Source organism: Tumebacillus amylolyticus (assembly GCF_016722965.1).
Classification (GTDB): domain Bacteria; phylum Bacillota; class Bacilli; order Tumebacillales; family Tumebacillaceae; genus Tumebacillus; species Tumebacillus amylolyticus.
Window position 1 is genome coordinate 184561 of record NZ_JAEQNB010000008.1, and the last position, 19248, is coordinate 203808.

The following is a 19248-nucleotide window of genomic DNA, read 5'->3' on the forward strand; positions in this document are numbered from 1 at the left end:
CATTCTTTTTATATGACAGTCTTTTTTTATTTCTAAATATAATCATATCATTATACACCTTTTGGACATTGAAATAAAAATATACTAATATATGAATAGAACGATTTGAGAGACTCTTAGGTTTGAGCAATTTTCGTGTAGAGAGGGAGGTGAGGGTTTCCGGCTGTCCGTTGGTAACTGATTATTCTGCTAATAACACAGAGAAAAAGGGAGGACGAACGTACAATGGAACCGCAACTGGAATTAGCACAAGAAACAGGAGCGTCAAAAAGGCTGTTGGGAATGACGAGAAACCCGGTGACCGGGTTGATCCTTGCATTGGTCTGTATGCTTCCGTTCGCAGCATTTGGCGTTTTTGAAGGCATGACGGTCGTATCCTGGATTGGCATCTTGCTGGTCGTCTGGCTGGCGGTTGAAAATGGAGGCAATGACGTATCCAAAGGGGTTGCCCCGTTGGTCACGTCAGGCGCGGTTGGTGAGTTGGGAGCATTGATCTACGGTTCTCTGATCACGGCTGCAGGCTCGATCCTTTCCATCTACGTTTCGATGAAGTTGTTGAAGCTGTTTACGGCGGGCTTGATCGACCCGAAATTTGTGGTCACCGGCGGCATGGTCTTGGCGATGGCGGCCGGAGCATCGCTCTGGGTGGCGTTGGCGACTCGCTTCTCATGGCCGGTCTCGACAACGCATGCCATCGTAGGCGCGGTGTTGGCGGTCGGATGTATCGCGTTTGGAGCGTCCGGTGTCATGTGGTCGAATATCGGGAACAAAGTCATCGTTCCTCTGTTGTTCTCCCCGGTGGTAGGTCTTGCTGTTTCATGGGCCTTATCTTTCGTCATTGAGATGTTACGAATTCCGGAAGGGGCCGGGAAAGCGACGGCATGGGTTTCGAGTGGGGCGGTCTGTTTCGTCCGTGCTTTGAATGATACGCCGAAGATTGTCGGGATTGCCGTCTTGACGGCCTTCTCAACACTTTCTGATCTGGATGAAACCAAACTGTTCCCGATCTTCTTGCTGATCACGGTCGCGATGACGGCAGGCAGTTTGATCAAGGGATATAACGTTTTGCAATTGCTCTCCAAAAAAGTATCGAAGATGAACAACTCCGGCAGTACGGCAGCCGTTCTGGCAACGGCGGTGTTGGTCTCCCTGTCGAGTAAGTTGGGATGGCCGGTCTCGACGACGCATGTGTCCACGACCGCGATCATCGGTTCCGGTTTGCGTCAAGGGAAAGACGGCGTGAACTGGGGCGTCGTGCGCGAGATGGCGCTCTCGTGGGTGATTACGTTGCCTGCCGCAGGGGTGTTTGCCGCCGTCGTGTACGGGGGATATCTGCTGTTTTCTTAATGAAAAAAGCCAGTCGGGAACTTTCGTTCCCGGCTGGCTTCTTTTTATACGAGGGATTTGGCACATTGAACGATGTCATGGAATTCGTCATCGCGGTAGAGAGCACGCTTGCGAATTCCTTGTTGTTGAAACCCAAGCTTCTCCAAGACGTGCAGGGAGTGCGAATTGTAGGCGACGGTTTGGGCGTGGATTGTGGTGACGCCCAGCACGTCTCGGGCTACCTTCATTTGGTGTTCATGCAACAGTGCGATGATGCCTTTCCCTTGAGAGCGGGGAAGCAAGAGAGCGCCGACTTCGCACGTGCGGTTGATTCGGTCAATTTCGAAAATTTGACTCAAACCAAGCGGAGTCCCGTCTACATCCTCAATGACGAAGTGCAAGTGTTTGGCATCGGTCAACCAGTAGCGAAGAAGTGCCTCCAACTTCTCCAACGAAACGTCCATGGAAGTCAGCACAGCTTGGTGATGGACGCTGGGTTCGTTGTACAGCTCATGTATGAAGGGAAGATCTTGCAAGAGAAGCGGTCGTAGGGTCGGGCGCAAGGTGAGGTCTCCTATCGGCAGCAAGTGGACGAAGAGGTTTGCGATTGAGCGGCCATCTCTTCGATGGACATGCCCTCCATCCCTTGCAACTTCGTGACCACTTCGCTGATCATGCCGATCTCATCGTTGTTGATGCCGACTTCCTTCGCGGAGATGACCGCTTGTTTCACCAAGTTGCCGTTGTTCAACGCAATCGCCGCGGTCAGGGCGATCAGAGCTTGTTCACGATCGGAAATGACGTTGCAGCAAGAAACGTTTTGGACTTGTTCGGACATGGGGAATTCCTCCTTATTTTTTCTCGGTTTGAGATGGAGCCGTTTGGTTTTCCGAAGCGGCGGCCGTGTCCGGCTTCACTTCGACGATCTTGATATCACAGCAAGCAGACTTTTGGGACGAATCCTTGCCGAACAGAGATTTCAGAAACGACATGGTGAACCCTCCTTATACGAAGTAGAATAGAAGTCCAGAAAAAGTGGCCATCGAGAAGACGGAGATGACGAACGCGACAACCAGCCTTTTGTGGAAAATTGAATTCAGCAGGGTGAGTTCCGGCAAACTTGCACCGGAGGAAGAGATGATCAGCGCCATGACCGGCCCGAGCGCCATCCCCTTGGCAATCATGATCTGCGAAATCGGGATCATGGTCGAGAGGCGAATGTACAGCGGAATGCCGATGATCGCTGCGACCGGAACCAACCACCAGTGGTCGCCGCCGAAGTATTCGGTGATGAAGGAGGTCGGAACGGCACCGTGGATGATCGAACCGATCCCAGCCCCGATGATCAGGTAGGGGAGAACGGTACGCATCAGAGTGACGGTGTCTTTGAGTGCGGCTTTGAAGTTGAACTTCGAAACGGTGAGTTCTTGGAAGCCTGTCATCATGACGTTTTTCACAGCGGTTTCAAACCCGAGCTTCTCAAGCGTGAAGCCGATGATGACCGACAAGAGCGAAGTGACGACCGTATAGATCACGGTGACTTTGGTGCCGAGTGTAGCGGTCATGAGAGTCAAAATCGTCGGGTCGAGCACGGGGGATGAGAACAAGAAGATCATGACGATGCCGAAGCGCATCTTTTTGTTCAGCATGTTGACGACGACCGGGATGGTGGAGCAAGAGCAGAACGGGGTGATGAAGGCCAAGACGAGTGCGACCAACGCCGCCAAGAGTCCATTGCCGCCCGACATATACTTCTGGAGTTTGTCGTAGGGGATGAATCCTTGGACGAGGTTGATTAAGAAGGAGATCAGAACGAACAGGATGATCAGCTCACCTGCGATGCCGATAAAACTTTTAAGTACATCCATCCACATGGAACACACCTCACTTATTTGTAGTTTGCAAGTATCGGTTTGAAAGAGTGCTCCCCGCTGCAACGGGAAGCATCTGGTTAACCCAAAGGCGTACAGCACATGCTCGATTTGCTCATGCTGTCGTTCAAGAGTTTGATCGAATGCACGACGATCTGTTTTTCGAAGTCGGTCATCTGGGAGAAGATTTCGTTGAGATATTGGTTGATCTCTTTGTCGATTTCGGTGGCCGTGTATTCGCCCTGCTCGGTGAGCGAGAGGATCTGAATACGGCGGTCGTTGGCATAGGGTGTTTTCTTGACCAAGCCGGCATCGACTAAAGTTTGAACTTGACGACTGAATGTTGTGATCTCAAGACCGAGAGTTTCTGCGACCTGTTGAATGGAGGGTTCGTGCTGTCGGCTGATTTCGTGAAGGATGTGGCTTTGGACCAACGAAACCTCTACGCCATCGGCTGTTGTGCAGCATCTCTTGTTCAGGACGCCAAATCTGCGGGTCATGATCTGGAACAGCTCTCGCATGTTTTCCAAATGTTTCACCCCTCTGTCTTAGTTATATCCCATATAGTTGCAGATTGCAAGTAATATTATTTGCGTTTTGCATACATTTTGACGAGAGTGTTTGGAAAGGAAGTGAAGCCTTGCGTCGAGCGGTGTTGATTCTGTGTTTGGCGGTCTTTGTCTTGGTGATGGGAACCGGCATGGTGGCACCCTTGTTGGCGTCGTATGCTCGTGCGATGGGGGCTACGGGGGTTGGCGTCGGGTTGCTGTACAGTTGCTTCTATATAGTGCGCTTGCTTGTCGGGACGTCGGTTGGAACGTGGGCGGATCGGAGGGGGCCGAAAGTTGTGCTGACCGCCTCCATGTTGCTGTATCCGCTGATCGCGGCGGCGTATTGGGTTTCTGATCATTACTTTCTGCTGATGGGCACTCGATTGTTGCATGGACTCGCTTCGGCGATGTTGCTTCCGATGGCGATGGCGTATATCGGGGAGGTGAGTCCTGCGGGTCGTGAGGGCAAGTATATGGGGTTTTACAACACGACCGTTTTCGCCGCCAATGGAGCCGGGCCGCTCGTCGGTTCTTGGGTGATGGAGAATTGGGGGATTGGCGCCGCGTTTTGTTTTTTGTTTGTTTTGGCGTTGGGCTCCATCGGGATTGTGTTTGCGCTTCCGTCTCGCACAGGCGGGGGAATCAACGTGGAGAAAAAATCTACGCTCCCGTCGTGTGCGCCTTGGCGGAATTCAGGTCTGTTGGCTTTGGCGGCGATACAGGTTCAGTTGGGCGTACTGACTGTGTTTTGGGTGTCGTTTTTTCCGTTGTTTATGGAGAGTATCGGAGTACGACCGTTTTGGAGCGGGGCGCTGATTGCTTTGAACGGTCTGATCGTCGGTCTGTTGCAAATTCCGTTGGGGAGAGTGGTGGATCGTGTATCAAAATCGTGGTGGGTGTGGGGTTCCGGATTGCTCACGGCGGCGGCGGTGATGCTGATCTCCGAAAGCACGTCGCTGGGTGCAATCGCCGGGCTGGTTGTGGTGGTGGCCGGAGCTTCTGCTCTGACGTTGGCTTCCGCTTCGGCGCTCTCGACGGTTTGGGGGAGAAAAAACGGGATGGGAAGCACGATGGGGTTCTTGGGGTCGGCTTCGAGCTTGGGGATGATCATCGGACCTTTGGTCTCGGGCTTCTTGCTCGATACGTTTGAGATTGCCTCTACAGTTTGGTTCACCAGCCTGGTTTGGTTAACCTGTAGTCTGGGATTCGCGAGTATGTGGCAGCGACGTACAGAAGTGGAATGTTTTTTTCAGAGTAGGGAAATGTAAAGAGTGGCTGTTTGACTTATATATAAGAATATGATTATATAGCGATGATAGTAAGGGAAGGATGGGTGGAGACATGTCCTCGATGGCATGGATTGCGTTTTCTATTTTTGTAATCACTCTTGTCTTTGTCATTTGGCAACCGAGAGGGCTTTCCATCGGATGGTCAGCTTCCGGCGGGGCTGTCCTGGCACTGCTTTTTGGCGTTGTTCGTTTTGGCGATGTGTGGACGGTTACCGGCATTGTCTGGAATGCCACGTTGGCTTTTGTAGCTATTATATTAATCTCTTTGTTGCTGGATGAGATCGGCTTTTTCGAGTGGTCGGCGCTTCATATGGCGCGACTTGCGAGAGGGAACGGCCGGTTGATGTTTGTGTATGTGGTGTTGTTGGGAACGGCCGTCGCCGCGCTGTTTGCCAATGACGGGGCTGCTTTGATCTTGACCCCGATTGTGCTCGCTCAAGTACGGGCGCTCAAGTTGCCGGATCGGATGATTTTTCCGTTCATTCTCGCGTCCGGGTTCATTGCAGATACCACGTCGCTGCCGTTGGTTGTGAGCAATCTGGTGAACATCGTGTCGGCAGATACCTTCGGCATTGGTTTCTTGGAATACGCAAGTCGCATGATCGTCCCGAACTTTTTCTCCTTGGGCGCGAGTTTGCTGGTGATGTACTTGTATTTTCGCAAGGACATTCCAAGGGACTACGACCTGAGTCAGTTGAAACAGCCGAGGGAAGCGATCAAGCATCCAACGTTGTTCCGGCTTTCCTGGGTGATTTTGCTTCTGTTGCTGGCAGGGTATCTGTTCAGCGAAGCGTTTGGAATTCGAGTCTCGCTCGTCGCAGGGGTGGCAGCTCTGTTCTTCTTGCTTGCCGCGCGTCTTAGCCGAGGGGTTGAGACGATGCGCATCATCAAGGAAGCACCGTGGACGGTCGTGGTTTTCTCCATTGGCATGTACGTTGTCGTCTACGGGCTTCGCAATGCAGGTCTGACCGATCTCTTAGGACAAGTCATTCAAACCTTTGCAGATCGCGGACTTTTTGCGGCAACGATGGGAATGGGGTTCCTCTCGGCGGTGTTGTCCTCGATCATGAACAACATGCCGACGGTCATGATCGATGCCTTGGCGATCAAGGGAACGACAGCCTCCGGTGTACTTCAGGAAGCGTTGGTTTACGCCAATGTCATTGGTTGTGACTTGGGACCGAAGATTACGCCGATTGGCTCGCTGGCAACACTGCTCTGGCTGCATGTGTTATCTCGCAAGGGCGTCGTCATCACATGGGGACAATACTTCCGCGCAGGGATTGTGTTGACGATCCCGACGATTTTCATCACATTGGGTGGATTGTATCTCTGGCTGAACGTGGTTGGCGGACTCTAAGATGACGAAACCAGTCCTGTACTTCCTCTGCACCGGCAACTCCTGCCGCAGTCAAATCGCTGAGGAGTTCGGGAAAGCCTTCCGTTAGGGAAGGCTTTTTTTCGTGGGGGAAGTGGGAGAGTGCTGAGGGGCGTCCGTTCTCGCCTCTCTTTTCGCACACCTATTCTTGGACTTGTGCCGGGGGTTCCCACAATTCAACCCGGTTTCCTTCGGGGTCGATCACCCAGGCGAATTTGCCGTATTCCGAATCCTCCATCGTATCGACAACTTCCACGCCCTCTTCACGCAACACGTTCACCAGTTCCAGCAAATTCTCCACCCGATAATTCACCATAAACGGTGCGGTCGAAGGGGCGAAATACTGGGTATCTTTCGGAAACACAGACCAAACGGTTTGCCCTGCAGACTCAAACACAGTACCCGACATGCCGGTGGCCAACTGAATGCCCAGGTGTTTTTCATACCAAGCCAGCAACACCTCAGGCTGCTCCGCTTTAAAAAAGATGCCGCCGATTCCCGTGACACGTTTCATGCTGCACACGCTCCTTTTTCTGATCGTCCTTGTCGATATCGGGTCCATTATACTCTGGCAGTAAAAAAACCGCCAAAAAAATTTTTCAAAATCATATGTGCACTTTTGCCCCTTGCGTGCATGGTAAGGGGTGTAAGGCCAAAACAACCTGGAGGGATGCCACATGATCAACACAAACCAAGGCTGGACCAGTATGATGCTTCGCCTGCAAACCGGATTCGATGAGAAAGGCGCACCGCAGTTCAAAGACAAAACCTACTCCCGCGTGCTGCCGTCCGTTTCCCAAGACGATGTGTACGCCGTCGGCGAAGCGCTCGCAAGTCTGAGTTCGTACAAACTCCACCACATCCAACGCCTCGACCGTGAAGACCTGACCCGCAACTAACCAAACCCCACCACCCCAAGGAGGAACCCCACATGGAAAAACGCGACCTCGAACTCTACTTCAAAACCTCGCTTAACAAAAAAGTCAAACTGCTCATCCCGGAACCGAAGCCGGACTTGACCCCCGGCGAAATCAACACCGTCATGGACCTCGTGATCGAAAAAGGAATCTTCGGCTTCCCCCAAGGTCTCGCCGTCGAAAAACTCTCCGCCCGCATCGTCGAATCGAACGTCCAGACCCTCGCCCTGTAAAAAAGAGACCCACCCCCGCCAACGGGCGGGTGTGGGTCTTTTTTTCAATAAGCTCCCCAACGGAGATAGAACAAAAAGTAGGGGTCCAAAATGTAGATTTCTTGGTCTTTCCACTCTAATACTTGGTAGAGTTGGCCACTGGTTTGGATGATCGCTTGGATGTGTTTAAGTGCTTCCGACAGCCGACGACGGTCGGGTCGCGCCTCCTGTTGCGAGAGGACGGAGGCCACTCGACGTTTGATTTCATCAAATGTGAGCGAGACGATGGGCGGGTCTTTGGCGATGGCTTTGAAAAGGGTTCCGTACAAGTCGGCTTGACTACCATCCTCTAATTGATAGCTTTTACGCTGTTTCCCACGTGTAGGTGGGCCAGCCACTAACGCTTTGATCACATCGCGATAGGCCATGCTTAACGTGGTTCGGCGCAGCGCATCTTCTATGTTGTGTTCGTCTGTAACGGTCTGGATGGACATGTTCTGATCTACTTGCAGAACTCGTGCCAAGTTGAGACAGATCGATTGCATAAGTTGCGGAGATGTGATGCTTTCCTTGGCTAGTCGTTGTGCAAAGTTTTGAGGAATGCTGACTCCGAGTAGCGGAAAGCCTTTATTTGCGATTTCCGATAAGTCATTTTGATTCCAAGGATCTATGTTGATGAAGCTCATGCGTCCGTTTAGATCGGGGTTCTCACGGATCGCATCGTCTGAGCGATGAGGAAGAGAGATGACGACCGCTTTGAGTTCCTTGCGAATGGAGTCCTTGAGCTGTTGTGCGATCTCCATCTGATAGTCGGTAGCAATGTAATGGAAGTCGTCTAAGACCAGGACCAAATCGCGTGAAACCATTTCTTCCAAGACAAGGTCTTTGTGGGTGAGGCGTTTCTCGCGGTCTGCGTGTGATTTCTGACCTTTCATTTGCAGAGAAGCGTCTACGTTCAATTTTTTCACAAAGAAATTCAGTTCGCCGCCGCCTTTGGCTGAACCTTGTATCTCATGGCCTTGTGTAGTGGTCGTTTCCATTTCGAAAGGGAGACCGAGTTTCTTGCCAATCGTTACCCAAAAGTCTTCCTTGGCTTTTAGATCGCCACCACTAAGTGAAACGATGCGATCAGGTCCGATAACTTTGTCACAGAGAACACTCTTGCCGGACTTCGAGGGACCGACGATTGAAGTGAGGAAACCGGGTGTCTCCAACGCTTCTTCCAGAAGTGTTTCGTAGGACGTGTTGCCGAGGGCTTGACGAAAAATATAAGTATGTTCAGGGAAGGTTCCGGGTTTAAAAATGTCACTCGATTTGTATTTTCTAGCCACTGGTGCTTCCCTCCTCGTACAGGATCCGTTCATTTTACTATATCACAAGGATTGACATAGGAAACAGCAGATAGACAAAACAGTCAAAAAACACCTACTCCTCCTCCCGCTTCACCAACCTCGCCCTCGTTACGATCTTCTCCCCGAACTTGTCCTTTAGGGAATCGACCACGCGGCTCAGCTCTTGCTGGCGGGGGTCGATCTCCATGACTTTGGGGGCGGCGGCGGGCTGGTCGAACAGCGACAACTGCTGCACTTGCTCCTCGACTTCAACACCGCTGCCCTTGGGCACGAGATTCCCGACTTGCACGCCGATCAGCCGGATCGCGTCTTCGCGGGAGAGGCCGCACTTTGCGAGCAACTCCTTCACCGCTTGATACAGCGGGGTCTCCAAGTCTGTCGCTCTCGGGAACGTATGGCTGCGCGTAATCGTCCGCCACGGAGCATAGCGCAACTTCAACGTCAACGTCCGCCCCTCCACGCCCGCTTTGCGCAGACGGCGCGCGACTTTCTCCACCTGTGCCAACAACGTCGTTTCCAAAAAACCAACATCCCGCACGTCCGTTGCAAACGTCGTCTCCTGCCCGACCGACTTCGCCTCCCGCTCGGCTTGCACGGGACGCTCGTCCTTGCCGTTGGCGAGCCAATAAATATGGTCCGCCAGCGACCCGATGTACGTCCGCATCCGCACGACATCCATCCGCGCCACGTCGCCGATCGTGTGCAAGCCGAGACGCTTCAACTGCTCGGCGCTTTTTTGCCCGACGCCCCAAAGTCTTGAGATCGGCAGCGGGTGAACCCGCGTCTCCACGTCTTGAGGCGTAATCGGGCAGAGGCCGTCCGGTTTTTCCAAATCGGAGGCGAGCTTGGCGAGGAATTTGTTGTAGGCGATGCCGACCGATGCGGTGAGGTTCAGCTCGCGGCGAATGTCTTCCTTGATCCGGCGGGCAATCGTGATCCCGTCTCCGAACAGTTTCCGGCAAGCGGTCACGTCGAGAAACGCTTCGTCGACCGACAAAGGCTCGATCAACGGCGTATACCGCGCCAAAATCGCCATCATCTCCCGCGAAACTTGGCTGTACTTCCGATGATCCGGCTCGACAAAAATGCCATGGGGACACAGCCGCTTCGCCTGCGCCGTCGGCATCGCCGAATGCACGCCAAATCGACGCGCTTCATACGAGCACGTGGAAACCACACCGCGCACCGCCGCCGGATGGGCGATGATCACGGGCTTCCCGCGAAATTCCGGATGGTCCCGCTGCTCCACCGAAGCAAAGAAAGCATCCATATCCAAATGCAAGATCGTCCGCGACGCTTCCTGTTCCATCGTGCCCGCCTCCTCTCTCCGAACGTTTGTTTCCACCAGCATACCACAAAATTACGGAGAGAGCAGGCTCGCGGCGTACTCGACGAGGCAGCGGAACGCGACTTTTTTCTCAGCAGTGCTCAACGATTTTCGACCCGGCCGCGGGTTGATGTCGAGCAAATACGCATGACCCTCCCGGTCCAACGCGATGTCGATCCCGAGAAACGCAAGAGTCGTCCGCTGCTCCGTCAACGCCTCGGCCGCCCGAATCGCCACCGCTTCCACTTCGGCGCGCGGCGGCAGACGAAATTCATGTTGGCGAGACGCCTCCACGAGCCAGTCGAACGTCCTCACTTCGCCGCCCTGCGCGAGATTGGTCACGACTTGGCCCGGCGCACCGAGACGCGCCACGGTGGTAATCGCTTGCCAGTACCCGCCGCCATTTCGTTGCAGATACACCCGCAAATCGAGTTTGCGCTCGTCGAGGTCGAGCAGGGGAATCCCGCCCTGAATCAAATGCTTGCCCTCCGCCAACTGCTTCTGCAAAAAAACGCGCAAGTCTGCCTCCGACACCGTGCGCGTGCCGTTGGCGGTCGCCAATCGATACGCTTTTTCCCCGTGGGTTGGTTCTATGGGGCGAACTTCGATCACGCCGACACCGCCTGAACCGCGCACAGGTTTCAAAAAAACGGACGGATGCCGCCGAAGCCACAGGTGGACATCTTCCACCCCGCGCCAAAGGGAAGTCTGCGGGAGGTTCGGATGCAGGTCTTGGCGCGAGAGCAGGGACTCCCATACGCCCCATTTATCGGGGAAGCGCGGGTTGAGGATGATGTAGCCGGCGCGGCGGAGGGATTTTTTTTGCTCCGAAAAACGGCGGGAGGCGCGGGCGTAGGAGACGTAGACGCTGTCAATCAGCACGCGGGGCAAAGGACAGGTGCCCGTCTGCCAGCCGCGCTCCTCGCGAAATCGATGCCCGCGCACTCGCCGGGTGCGGGCATCCAACTGATCCGGATGAAAAAACACCACGTCCACCCCCGCTTGCACCGCCTCTTCTGCGAGCAGTTTCCATTGCGAGTCGCGCGTTCGGTTGGGAATTTCGGTGGTCACGAGGCCGACTGTGTGAGGCAAAGCGGACACCTCCGGGATTTGTTTCCGATAAGATACATCTATATGTAGGAACACCCCCGCATAGTTACAACGGGGAGAGGAACATGCTAACATAGAGAGCGCTACGCCATTTTTTTCATGAACCTACATAGAGTAACTTGGAGGAGGAACCGCGAATGAGCGATTATATTGTTCGAGCAACGGCATTGGAAGGCAAGTTGCGCGCGTTTGCATGTACAACGACTGAATTGGTGCGCGAGTTGTCGAACCGCCACGGCTGTTTGGCGCTGGCAAGTGCAGCTCTCGGTCGCACGGCGACGATGGGTGCGATGATGGGGGTTATGCTCAAGGGCGAGGAAACGGTAACGATCCAAGTCCGCGGCGACGGGCCGCTTGGCAAGATCATCGTGTCGGCCGATGCAGACGCGAAAGTACGGGGCTACATCGAGAACCCGCTGGTTGAATTGCCGCCGCGTGAGGGCGGGGCGTATGAAGACGTCCAGAAACTTGACGTCGGCAGAGGCGTGGGCGAAGGGTTCCTGCTCGTTACCAAAGACCTCGGCATGAAGGAACCGTACACCGGCTCCGTTCCCCTACATAACGGCGAAATCGCCGAAGACTTCGTGTACTACTACGCGCAATCCGAACAAACGCCGACCGCTCTGGCGCTGGGCGTGCTCGTGGACAAAGGCCAGTCGGTCAAAGCGGCGGGCGGTTTCGTCATCCAGCTCTTGCCGGGCGTGGCGGACGAAGACATCACCTACATCGAGGAGCAACTGAGCAAGTTCCCGCACATCACGCAACTGCTCGTCAACGGCGCAACGCCGGAGGACATCTTGCAACGTCTGATCCCGGGTGAAATCAACTTCCTCGAAACGTATCCGGTCTCGTTCACTTGCGATTGCTCTCGTGATCGTTTTGAGCGCGGGTTGCTGTCGCTGGGGGCGGCGGAGATTCTTTCGATTTTGGAAGAAGACAAAGGCGCGGAACTCGTCTGCCACTTCTGCAACGAGAAGTACCAGTTCGACGAGGAAGACCTGCAAGAGCTCTTGCAACAGGCGGAGACTCGCTAAAAGTCAGGGATTGACAGATAATGTGCGCAGACGTAAACTTTAAGATAGACAGTTAATCCAATGATCTTACTCGGTTTTTATAGATGAGGAGGCAACAGAAATGCGCGTTGCGAACAACATTGCAGAACTGATCGGCCAAACTCCGATCATCAAGCTCAACACCATCACCGGCCCGGACGAAGCGGAGATCTACCTCAAGCTCGAATCCTTCAACCCGGGTGGTTCCGTCAAGGACCGCATCGGTTACGCGATGATTACCCAAGCGGAAGCAGACGGCATCCTCAAGCCGGGCGACACGTTGGTCGAACCGACTTCCGGGAACACGGGCATCGGTTTGGCGATGATGGCAGCGGCGAAGGGCTACCGCGCCGTGCTCGTCATGCCGGAAACCATGTCGGTCGAACGCCGCAACCTGCTGAAAGCGTACGGGGCTGAACTCGTGTTGACCCCGGGTACGGAAGGCATGAAGGGCGCGATTGCCAAAGCAAATGAACTGGCGAAGGAAAACAACTGGTTCATCCCGCAGCAATTTGACAACCCGGCGAACCCGAAGATCCACCGCGAAACCACCGCGCAGGAAATTTTGGCTGCGAAGGACGCGATGGGCGGCCTCGATGCGTTCGTGGCGGGCGTCGGCACCGGCGGTACGATCACCGGCGTGGGCGAAGTTCTGAAAGAGCATGACGTCAACATCCAAATCGTCGCTGTCGAGCCGACCGCATCTCCGGTTCTCTCCGGCGGCGCACCGGGCCCGCACAAGATCCAAGGGATCGGCGCAGGTTTTGTTCCGTCTGTCACCAACACGGAGCTGTTTGACGAGATCATCCTGGTTGAGAACGACGCAGCGTTCGAATACGCACGCCGTCTCGCCAAGGACGAAGGCATCCTCGTCGGCATCTCGTCGGGCGGGAACGTATTCGCCGCTCACCAACTCGCGAAGAAACTCGGCGCAGGCAAGAAGATCCTCACCGTGGCTCCGTCCACCGGCGAGCGCTACCTCTCGACTCCGCTGTTCCAATTTGAATAAGGATTGCGAAAAAAGCACGAGTCCCCACGCGGGGCTCGTGCTTTTTTTGTATAATAGAAAGCATCGCAACAAGGGGGACTTCAACCGTGACATGGACTGATCCTGAACCTATTGAAAAAAAGCGCCTGCTGCGCACGAGCGCTCGTACATTTGAAATCGGCACCCGCACGCTGATCATGGGCATCTTGAACGTCACGCCCGACTCTTTTTCCGACGGGGGTCGATGGTCGGACGTGGAGCAAGCGCTCGCGCATGCGCGGGAGATGGTGGCGCTCGGGGCCGACATCCTCGACATCGGCGGGGAATCGACCCGTCCGGGGCATGAACCGGTCTCGCCGGAGGAGGAAACGGCTCGCGTGGTGCCGGTGATTGAACGGCTTGCACGGGAACTGCCGAATGTTCCGATCTCCATCGATACATACAAAGCGTCTGTCGCTCGGGCTGCGGTGGAAGCGGGGGCGCACATCGTCAATGACGTCTGGGGCTTCCTCGGAGACCCCGACATGGCGCAGACGTGCGCGGAGCTGGGGGTGCCGGTCATTTTGATGCACAACCGCGACCTCCCGCACGAGAGCAACGTGCTCGCCAATACCCTGCAAGAGCTTCGCGAGTGCGTATCCCGCGCTCAGGCGGTCGGCATCCCGGACGAGTTGATCTGGCTCGATCCCGGCATCGGGTTTGGCAAGACGTTCGAACACAACCTCTACGTGATGCAACACTTGGAGGAGATCTGCGGGCTCGGCTATCCCGTCCTGCTTGGCACGTCGCGCAAGTCGATGATCGGACAGGCTCTCGACCTGCCTGTCGACCAACGCGTCGAAGGCACGGCGGCGACGGTGGCACTTGGCATTGCAAAGGGCGTGGAGATGGTTCGCGTTCATGATATTCAAGAAATGACCCGTGTCGCCCGCATGACCGACGCGATGGTGCGGACTTCATTTTCATTTTGATCGAGAGAAGTAGAGAGGGGATTGCTTCATGGACAAAATCTACATGAGCGGGCTGGAATTTTACGGCTACCACGGCGTGTTTGAAGAGGAAAACCGCCTCGGGCAGCGGTTTCTGGCCGATGTTGTCATGAGCTTGCCGTTGCAACAAGCGGGCTTGACGGACGACCTGCACGAAACGGTTCATTACGGCGAAGCGTACGACTGCATCCGCGAGATCATGGACGGAGAGCCGGCGAAATTGCTGGAAACGCTGGCGGAACGCATCGCGGCATCGCTTTTGGCAAGCTTCCCAGCTCTCCAAGACGTGCAAGTCAAAGTCACCAAGTTGCACCCGCCGATCAAGGGCCCGATGAACGGTGTCGCCGTGGAGATTGTGCGCAGCCGATGACTGTACACCTTCAAACCGCCTACCTGTCGCTTGGCTCGAACTTGGGAGATCGCCGGTTGAATTTGCGCAGTGCGATTGAAGTTCTCGACTCGCATCCGGAGATTCACGTGACGCGCGTCTCTCCGATGTATGAAACCGAACCGGTGGGCTATCTCGACCAGCCGGACTTTTTGAACCTTGTGATTGAGCTGAAAACGTCTCTTGAAGCAAAAAAATTATGGAAAATCACCTCTTCTACAGAAATCGAGCTGGGACGACAAAGGGATATCAAGTGGGGACCCCGTACTATAGATATAGACATCCTGCTGGTGGACCAACAGGTCATTGACACGGTCGATCTCACATTGCCACATCCCCGGATGGCGGAACGCGCCTTCGTCCTACTCCCGCTTGCCGACCTGGCCGGTGATCTCGTCCACCCTGTAACTCGCCAGACCGTAACAGACATGGCCAATCGAGTAGAAGGAAAGGACGGGGTCTTTCTATGCAAGATACCATTGGCAAGCGGCTTAGAGCCTACCGAAAGCTGAAGAACTTAACGCAACAGGAACTGGCAGACCGACTCCACGTCTCCATCGCGATCGTAGGTGCGATTGAGCGCGGAACGCGGGTACCGACGAACGATCTCTTGCGCCAGATTCACGACGTGCTCGGAGTGACCGAACAGGAGCTCCGCGGCGAGAGTGTAACTTTTGGCGGTTGAGGATTCCGAGCAAGACGTGTATGATTAGTTGCATACTAAGAAGAGCGAAACACAGGAGCGCGACACGTGCCTGTGTTTTTCGCATATACGGAGGTGTACCCAGGAATGATGAAAATCGGCAACGTCGAACTGGAGAACAACGTCGTTCTCGCACCCATGGCTGGCGTCTGCAATCCGTCGTTCCGAGTGTTGGCGAAGGAGATGGGCGCGGGCCTCGTCACGGCGGAGATGGTGGCGACGCGAGCGCTCCAACACGGCAACGCGAAGACTCGCTCGATGCTCAAGATCTTGCCGGAGGAGAAGCCGGTCTCGATGCAAATTCTCGGCTGCGACGTCGAGTCGATGCAGATCGCGGCGGAGTTGATTGCCGACACCGAGGCGCAGATCATCGACATCAACATGGGCTGCCCGGCGAACAAAGTCCACAAAGCAGGCTCCGGCGCAGCTCTTGCGCGCGACCCGGAGAACGCGGGACGCATCATCGAAGCGGTCGTCAAAGCGGCGGGCAACAAGCCGGTCACCGTCAAATTCCGCAAGGGCTGGGACGACGACCACATCAACGCGGTGGAGATCGCGAAAATCGCCGAGCAAGCGGGCGCGAAGTCGGTCGCCGTTCACGGGCGCACCGCCAAGCAGATGTACACCGGCCACGCCGACTGGGACATCATCAAAGCGGTGAAGCAAGCGGTCAAGATCAACGTCGTCGGCAACGGAGACATCACCACGCCGCAGAAGGCCGTGGAGATGCTCCAACACACCGGAGCGGACGGCGTCATGATCGGCCGCGGGGCGCTTGGGAACCCGTGGATTTTCAAGCAGGTGGCGCACTACATCGCGACGGGCGAGATCTTGCCGTCCCCGACGGCGGAGGAGCGCATCCGCGTGGCACTCCGTCATGCCGATCTGCTCGTGGATGAGAAGGGCGAGTACACCGGCACCCGCGAGATGCGCAAACACATCGCGTGGTACACCAAGGGCCTTTTTGAGTCGAACAAGTTCCGCGACGAGATCAATTTGATCGAAACGTCCGACGGGCTCAAGGACGCTCTGAACCGCTACCTCGAGTTCCTCCTCACTCGCGAGGGAGCTGAAGTGACCGTGTAAGTTCTTTTTTTGAAAAGAGTCGATGTCCTCCCGAGGGAGAACATCGGCTTTTTTTGTGCATATAAAAGAGATGTGGGTAGAATTTCAGTATTGCATATGTTTGTTTTGAATTTATTTAATGGAAATACCTTGACAAATAACAGAGGTGGAATCTATAATTTCTGACAATTAGATGTTTAACGAAAAGGGGAAGATACCAGTGGCGGAAAAAGAAGTGCTCCTTACACATAACGGCCTTAGAAAACTCGAAGACGAGCTCGATCACCTGAAATCGGTCAAACGCCGCGAAGTGGCGGAACGAATCAAGATCTCGGTCTCGTACGGCGACATTTCGGAAAACTCCGAGTACGACGACGCGAAAAACGAGCAAGCGTTCATCGAAGGCCGCATCATCACGCTTGAAAAAATGCTCCGCAACGCTCGGATTATCTCGGCCCATGAAGTGGATACTGAAAATATCGGAATCGGCACGACGGTGATCATCAAAGACCTCGAATTCGGGGACATTATGGAGTACACAATTGTCGGTACGGCGGAAGCAGACCCCATCGAAAATAAAATTTCTAATGAATCCCCGGTCGGACGGGCTTTACTTGGCAAGGGTATTGGCGATAAGATTGAAGTACATGTACCGGTTGGAGCGATCCAGTACGAAATACTTGAAATCAAAAAATAGCCATCATCGGAGTGAGAAGCATGTCAGAACAGCAACAGAGCGCAGTGGAACTCAATGAGCAGATGCAGGTACGTCGGGACAAACTGCAGTCCCTGTACGACAAAGGAATCGAGCCGTGGGGCGGCCGCTTTGACGCGACCCACAACACCGTCGAAATCAACGCGTTTGGCGAAGAGAAGTCCAAGGAAGAGCTCGCGGAACTTGGGCAACGCGTGAAGATCGCCGGCCGTATCATGTTGAAGCGCGGCCAAGGCAAGGCCGGTTTCGCCCACATCCAAGACCAATTCGGCCGCGTGCAAATCTACGTCAAGTTGGATACCGTGGGCGTTGAGTCGTTCGGTCTGTTTGACAAGATGGACATCGGCGATTTCATCGCGGTGGACGGCGAGATCTTCAAGACGAACAGCGGCGAGGTTTCGGTGAAGGTCGATTCCCTGCAACTGATGTCCAAAGCGCTGCGTCCGCTGCCGGACAAACACCACGGTCTCAAGGACGTCGAAGAGCGCTATCGTCGCCGCTACGTCGACCTGATCGTCAACCCGGAAGTGCGTGACACGTTCGTCATGCGTTCGAAGATCATCCAGACCTTGCGTCGTTACCTCGACGAGCAGGGCTTCCTCGAAGTCGAAACCCCGACGCTGCACCCGATTGCCGGCGGCGCGGCAGCTCGTCCTTTTATTACGCATCACAATGCACTCGATATGCAGCTGTACATGCGCATCGCGATCGAGCTTCACTTGAAGCGTCTGATCGTCGGCGGCATGGAGCGCGTATATGAGATCGGCCGCGTGTACCGCAACGAGGGCATCTCGACCCGTCACAACCCGGAGTTCACGATGCTGGAGCTGTACCAAGCGTACGCGGATTACACCGACATCATGGCGCTCGTGGAGAACTCCATTGCGTATATTGCCGAGCAATTGCTTGGCACGACCAAGATCCAGTACGGCGGTCAAGAGATCGACCTGACCCCGCAGTGGAAGCGCATCTCGATGGTCGATGCGGTCAAGGAAGCGGTGGGTGTGGACTTCAAAGCGGTGATGACCGACGAAGAAGCGCACGCATTGGCTGCGAAACACAACGTCAAAGTCGAGAAGTCTTGGAAAGTCGGCCACATCCTCAACGCGTTCTTCGAGGAATTCGTGGAAGTCAACTTGATCCAACCGACCTTCATCACCGGCCATCCGGTGGAAATCTCCCCGCTGGCCAAGAAAAACCTCGAAGACCCGCGTTACACGGATCGCTTCGAGCTGTTCATCGTCGGTCGCGAGCACGCCAACGCGTTCTCCGAGCTGAACGACCCGATCGACCAACGCGAGCGTTTTGAAGCGCAGTTGGTGGAGAAGGAGCAAGGCAACGACGAAGCGCACGAGATGGACGAAGACTTCGTGCAAGCGCTGGAGTACGGCATGCCGCCGACCGGCGGTCTGGGGATCGGTATCGACCGTCTGGTCATGCTCTTGACCGACCAGCCGACGATCCGCGAAGTGCTGCTGTTCCCGCACATGCGCAACGTCTAAGACGAGATGTGGATAAAAAAGACCCGGCCCTTTTTGGGGGCTGGGTCTTTTTTTGTGCAAATGTGTACAACTATGTGGAAAACGGGGATGAAATGTGGACAAAAAAGCAGGTTTTGGGGATAAACCTGTGTGTAGTGTGGATAACTTCGGGGTAAGTTGCGTTTTATCCACAGTGAGGAGTACGAAAGATGTCGAGAAATCGAGAAGTTAGGAGGAATGGGGGAAACGGTGCTGTGGATTGCTTCGTTTTGTTTCAGGATCGGCGTTGAGCGGGCGGGGAGGAGATGATAAGATAACTCTTGTCGCCGCGAGAGATGCGGTGGTGGAAACAGGGAGTTGACATTGAGGTTTGAATGTGGTAAGTTATTCGATGTCGCCTCTGAGCGATGTGATTGATCCTTGAAAACTAAACGAGTGATAGATGAAGATCGATTCGAGTCAGAACCAAACTTTTATTGAGAGTTTGATCCTGGCTCAGGACGAACGCTGGCGGCGTGCCTAATACATGCAAGT

The 19248-nt window shown here is 54.7% G+C and carries 23 protein-coding genes, 1 rRNA gene and 1 pseudogene; 16 read left to right on the forward strand and 9 right to left on the reverse strand.

Features of this window, described 5'->3' with window-relative positions; genetic code table 11:
• Positions 1-225 precede the first annotated feature (225 nt).
• On the forward strand, positions 226-1347 hold the full coding sequence (locus JJB07_RS21330) for an inorganic phosphate transporter (RefSeq protein WP_201638134.1): 1122 nt from the start codon (positions 226-228) through the stop codon (positions 1345-1347).
• Between the two features lie 44 nt (positions 1348-1391).
• Here the strand turns inward: JJB07_RS21330 and JJB07_RS21335 are convergent, their stop codons facing one another.
• From JJB07_RS21335 to JJB07_RS21355, 5 genes are all read right to left on the reverse strand, one after another.
• The gene (locus JJB07_RS21335) at positions 1392-1889 is read right to left on the reverse strand and encodes a GNAT family N-acetyltransferase (RefSeq protein ID WP_201638135.1); all 498 of its coding nucleotides are present in this window, start codon (positions 1887-1889) and stop codon (positions 1392-1394) included.
• 11 nt (positions 1890-1900) lie between these two features.
• Positions 1901-2164 (reverse strand): hypothetical protein, encoded by a 264-nt coding sequence (locus JJB07_RS21340; protein WP_201638136.1) that lies wholly within the window; start codon positions 2162-2164, stop codon positions 1901-1903.
• Between the two features lie 13 nt (positions 2165-2177).
• Positions 2178-2318, reverse strand: coding sequence for a hypothetical protein (locus tag JJB07_RS21345; RefSeq protein WP_201638137.1), 141 nt, complete (start codon positions 2316-2318; stop codon positions 2178-2180).
• Between the two features lie 12 nt (positions 2319-2330).
• A complete protein-coding gene (locus JJB07_RS21350; protein ID WP_201638138.1) occupies positions 2331-3200 on the reverse strand; it encodes a permease in 870 nt (289 codons plus the stop codon).
• Positions 3201-3277: 77 nt separating this feature from the next.
• Complete coding sequence (locus JJB07_RS21355) at positions 3278-3727, reverse strand: MarR family winged helix-turn-helix transcriptional regulator (protein ID WP_201638139.1); 450 nt, start codon at positions 3725-3727, stop codon at positions 3278-3280.
• A gap of 110 nt (positions 3728-3837) precedes the next feature.
• Here JJB07_RS21355 and JJB07_RS21360 point away from each other — a divergent pair, with 110 nt between their 5' ends.
• From JJB07_RS21360 to JJB07_RS21370, 3 genes and pseudogenes are all read left to right on the forward strand, one after another.
• Positions 3838-5016: an MFS transporter gene (locus JJB07_RS21360; protein WP_201638140.1), complete on the forward strand. Its 1179-nt coding sequence runs from the start codon at positions 3838-3840 to the stop codon at positions 5014-5016.
• An 82-nt stretch (positions 5017-5098) separates the two neighbouring features.
• On the forward strand, positions 5099-6397 hold the full coding sequence (locus JJB07_RS21365) for an arsenic transporter (RefSeq protein WP_430727240.1): 1299 nt from the start codon (positions 5099-5101) through the stop codon (positions 6395-6397).
• 1 nt (position 6398) lies between these two features.
• Positions 6399-6479, forward strand: a pseudogene (locus JJB07_RS21370) (arsenate reductase/protein-tyrosine-phosphatase family protein); the annotation flags it as partial.
• Between the two features lie 78 nt (positions 6480-6557).
• Here the strand turns inward: JJB07_RS21370 and JJB07_RS21375 are convergent.
• Complete coding sequence (locus tag JJB07_RS21375) at positions 6558-6929, reverse strand: VOC family protein (RefSeq protein ID WP_201638142.1); 372 nt, start codon at positions 6927-6929, stop codon at positions 6558-6560.
• A gap of 163 nt (positions 6930-7092) precedes the next feature.
• Between JJB07_RS21375 and JJB07_RS21380 the strand changes: the two genes are divergently transcribed.
• Positions 7093-7314, forward strand: a complete 222-nt coding sequence (locus tag JJB07_RS21380; protein WP_201638143.1) for a DUF1659 domain-containing protein — start codon at positions 7093-7095, stop codon at positions 7312-7314.
• A 32-nt stretch (positions 7315-7346) separates the two neighbouring features.
• Entirely contained in the window at positions 7347-7565 is a 219-nt protein-coding gene (locus JJB07_RS21385; protein WP_201638144.1) for a DUF2922 domain-containing protein, read from the forward strand.
• 44 nt (positions 7566-7609) lie between these two features.
• Here JJB07_RS21385 and JJB07_RS21390 read toward each other — a convergent pair whose 3' ends face one another.
• The 3 genes from JJB07_RS21390 to JJB07_RS21400 all read right to left on the reverse strand — a co-directional run bounded on the left by JJB07_RS21390 (position 7610) and on the right by JJB07_RS21400 (position 11315).
• Positions 7610-8875 carry a DEAD/DEAH box helicase family protein gene (locus JJB07_RS21390; protein WP_236588277.1) on the reverse strand — a complete coding sequence of 422 codons (1266 nt, stop codon included), beginning with the start codon at positions 8873-8875 and terminating at the stop codon, positions 7610-7612.
• Positions 8876-8969: 94 nt separating this feature from the next.
• Complete coding sequence (gene dinB / locus JJB07_RS21395; protein ID WP_201638146.1) at positions 8970-10205, reverse strand: DNA polymerase IV; 1236 nt, start codon at positions 10203-10205, stop codon at positions 8970-8972.
• Between the two features lie 51 nt (positions 10206-10256).
• Complete coding sequence (locus tag JJB07_RS21400; protein WP_201638147.1) at positions 10257-11315, reverse strand: YheC/YheD family endospore coat-associated protein; 1059 nt, start codon at positions 11313-11315, stop codon at positions 10257-10259.
• Positions 11316-11470: 155 nt separating this feature from the next.
• On the opposite strand from JJB07_RS21400, the gene hslO reads away from it, so the two are divergent.
• The 10 genes from hslO to JJB07_RS21450 all read left to right on the forward strand — a co-directional run.
• On the forward strand, positions 11471-12367 hold the full coding sequence (gene hslO, locus JJB07_RS21405; RefSeq protein ID WP_201638148.1) for an Hsp33 family molecular chaperone HslO: 897 nt from the start codon (positions 11471-11473) through the stop codon (positions 12365-12367).
• A gap of 100 nt (positions 12368-12467) precedes the next feature.
• Positions 12468-13394: a cysteine synthase A gene (gene cysK / locus JJB07_RS21410; protein ID WP_201638149.1), complete on the forward strand. Its 927-nt coding sequence runs from the start codon at positions 12468-12470 to the stop codon at positions 13392-13394.
• Positions 13395-13480: 86 nt separating this feature from the next.
• Positions 13481-14344 (forward strand): dihydropteroate synthase, encoded by an 864-nt coding sequence (gene folP, locus JJB07_RS21415; RefSeq protein ID WP_430727238.1) that lies wholly within the window; start codon positions 13481-13483, stop codon positions 14342-14344.
• A 28-nt stretch (positions 14345-14372) separates the two neighbouring features.
• A complete protein-coding gene (gene folB, locus JJB07_RS21420) occupies positions 14373-14732 on the forward strand; it encodes a dihydroneopterin aldolase (RefSeq protein ID WP_201638150.1) in 360 nt (119 codons plus the stop codon).
• Positions 14729-15262, forward strand: a complete 534-nt coding sequence (gene folK, locus JJB07_RS21425; RefSeq protein WP_201638151.1) for a 2-amino-4-hydroxy-6-hydroxymethyldihydropteridine diphosphokinase — start codon at positions 14729-14731, stop codon at positions 15260-15262. The genes folB and folK overlap by 4 nt, the downstream gene beginning before the upstream one ends.
• Positions 15217-15435, forward strand: a complete 219-nt coding sequence (locus JJB07_RS21430; RefSeq protein ID WP_201638152.1) for a helix-turn-helix domain-containing protein — start codon at positions 15217-15219, stop codon at positions 15433-15435. Before folK ends, JJB07_RS21430 begins: the two co-directional genes overlap by 46 nt.
• Positions 15436-15540: 105 nt before the next feature.
• Positions 15541-16539: a tRNA dihydrouridine synthase DusB gene (gene dusB, locus JJB07_RS21435; RefSeq protein WP_236588278.1), complete on the forward strand. Its 999-nt coding sequence runs from the start codon at positions 15541-15543 to the stop codon at positions 16537-16539.
• Positions 16540-16738: 199 nt separating this feature from the next.
• Positions 16739-17215, forward strand: coding sequence for a transcription elongation factor GreA (gene greA, locus JJB07_RS21440; RefSeq protein WP_347338384.1), 477 nt, complete (start codon positions 16739-16741; stop codon positions 17213-17215).
• A 20-nt stretch (positions 17216-17235) separates the two neighbouring features.
• Entirely contained in the window at positions 17236-18735 is a 1500-nt protein-coding gene (lysS, locus tag JJB07_RS21445; RefSeq protein ID WP_201638154.1) for a lysine--tRNA ligase, read from the forward strand.
• Positions 18736-19186: 451 nt separating this feature from the next.
• Positions 19187-19248 (forward strand): 16S ribosomal RNA (locus JJB07_RS21450); the annotation flags it as partial.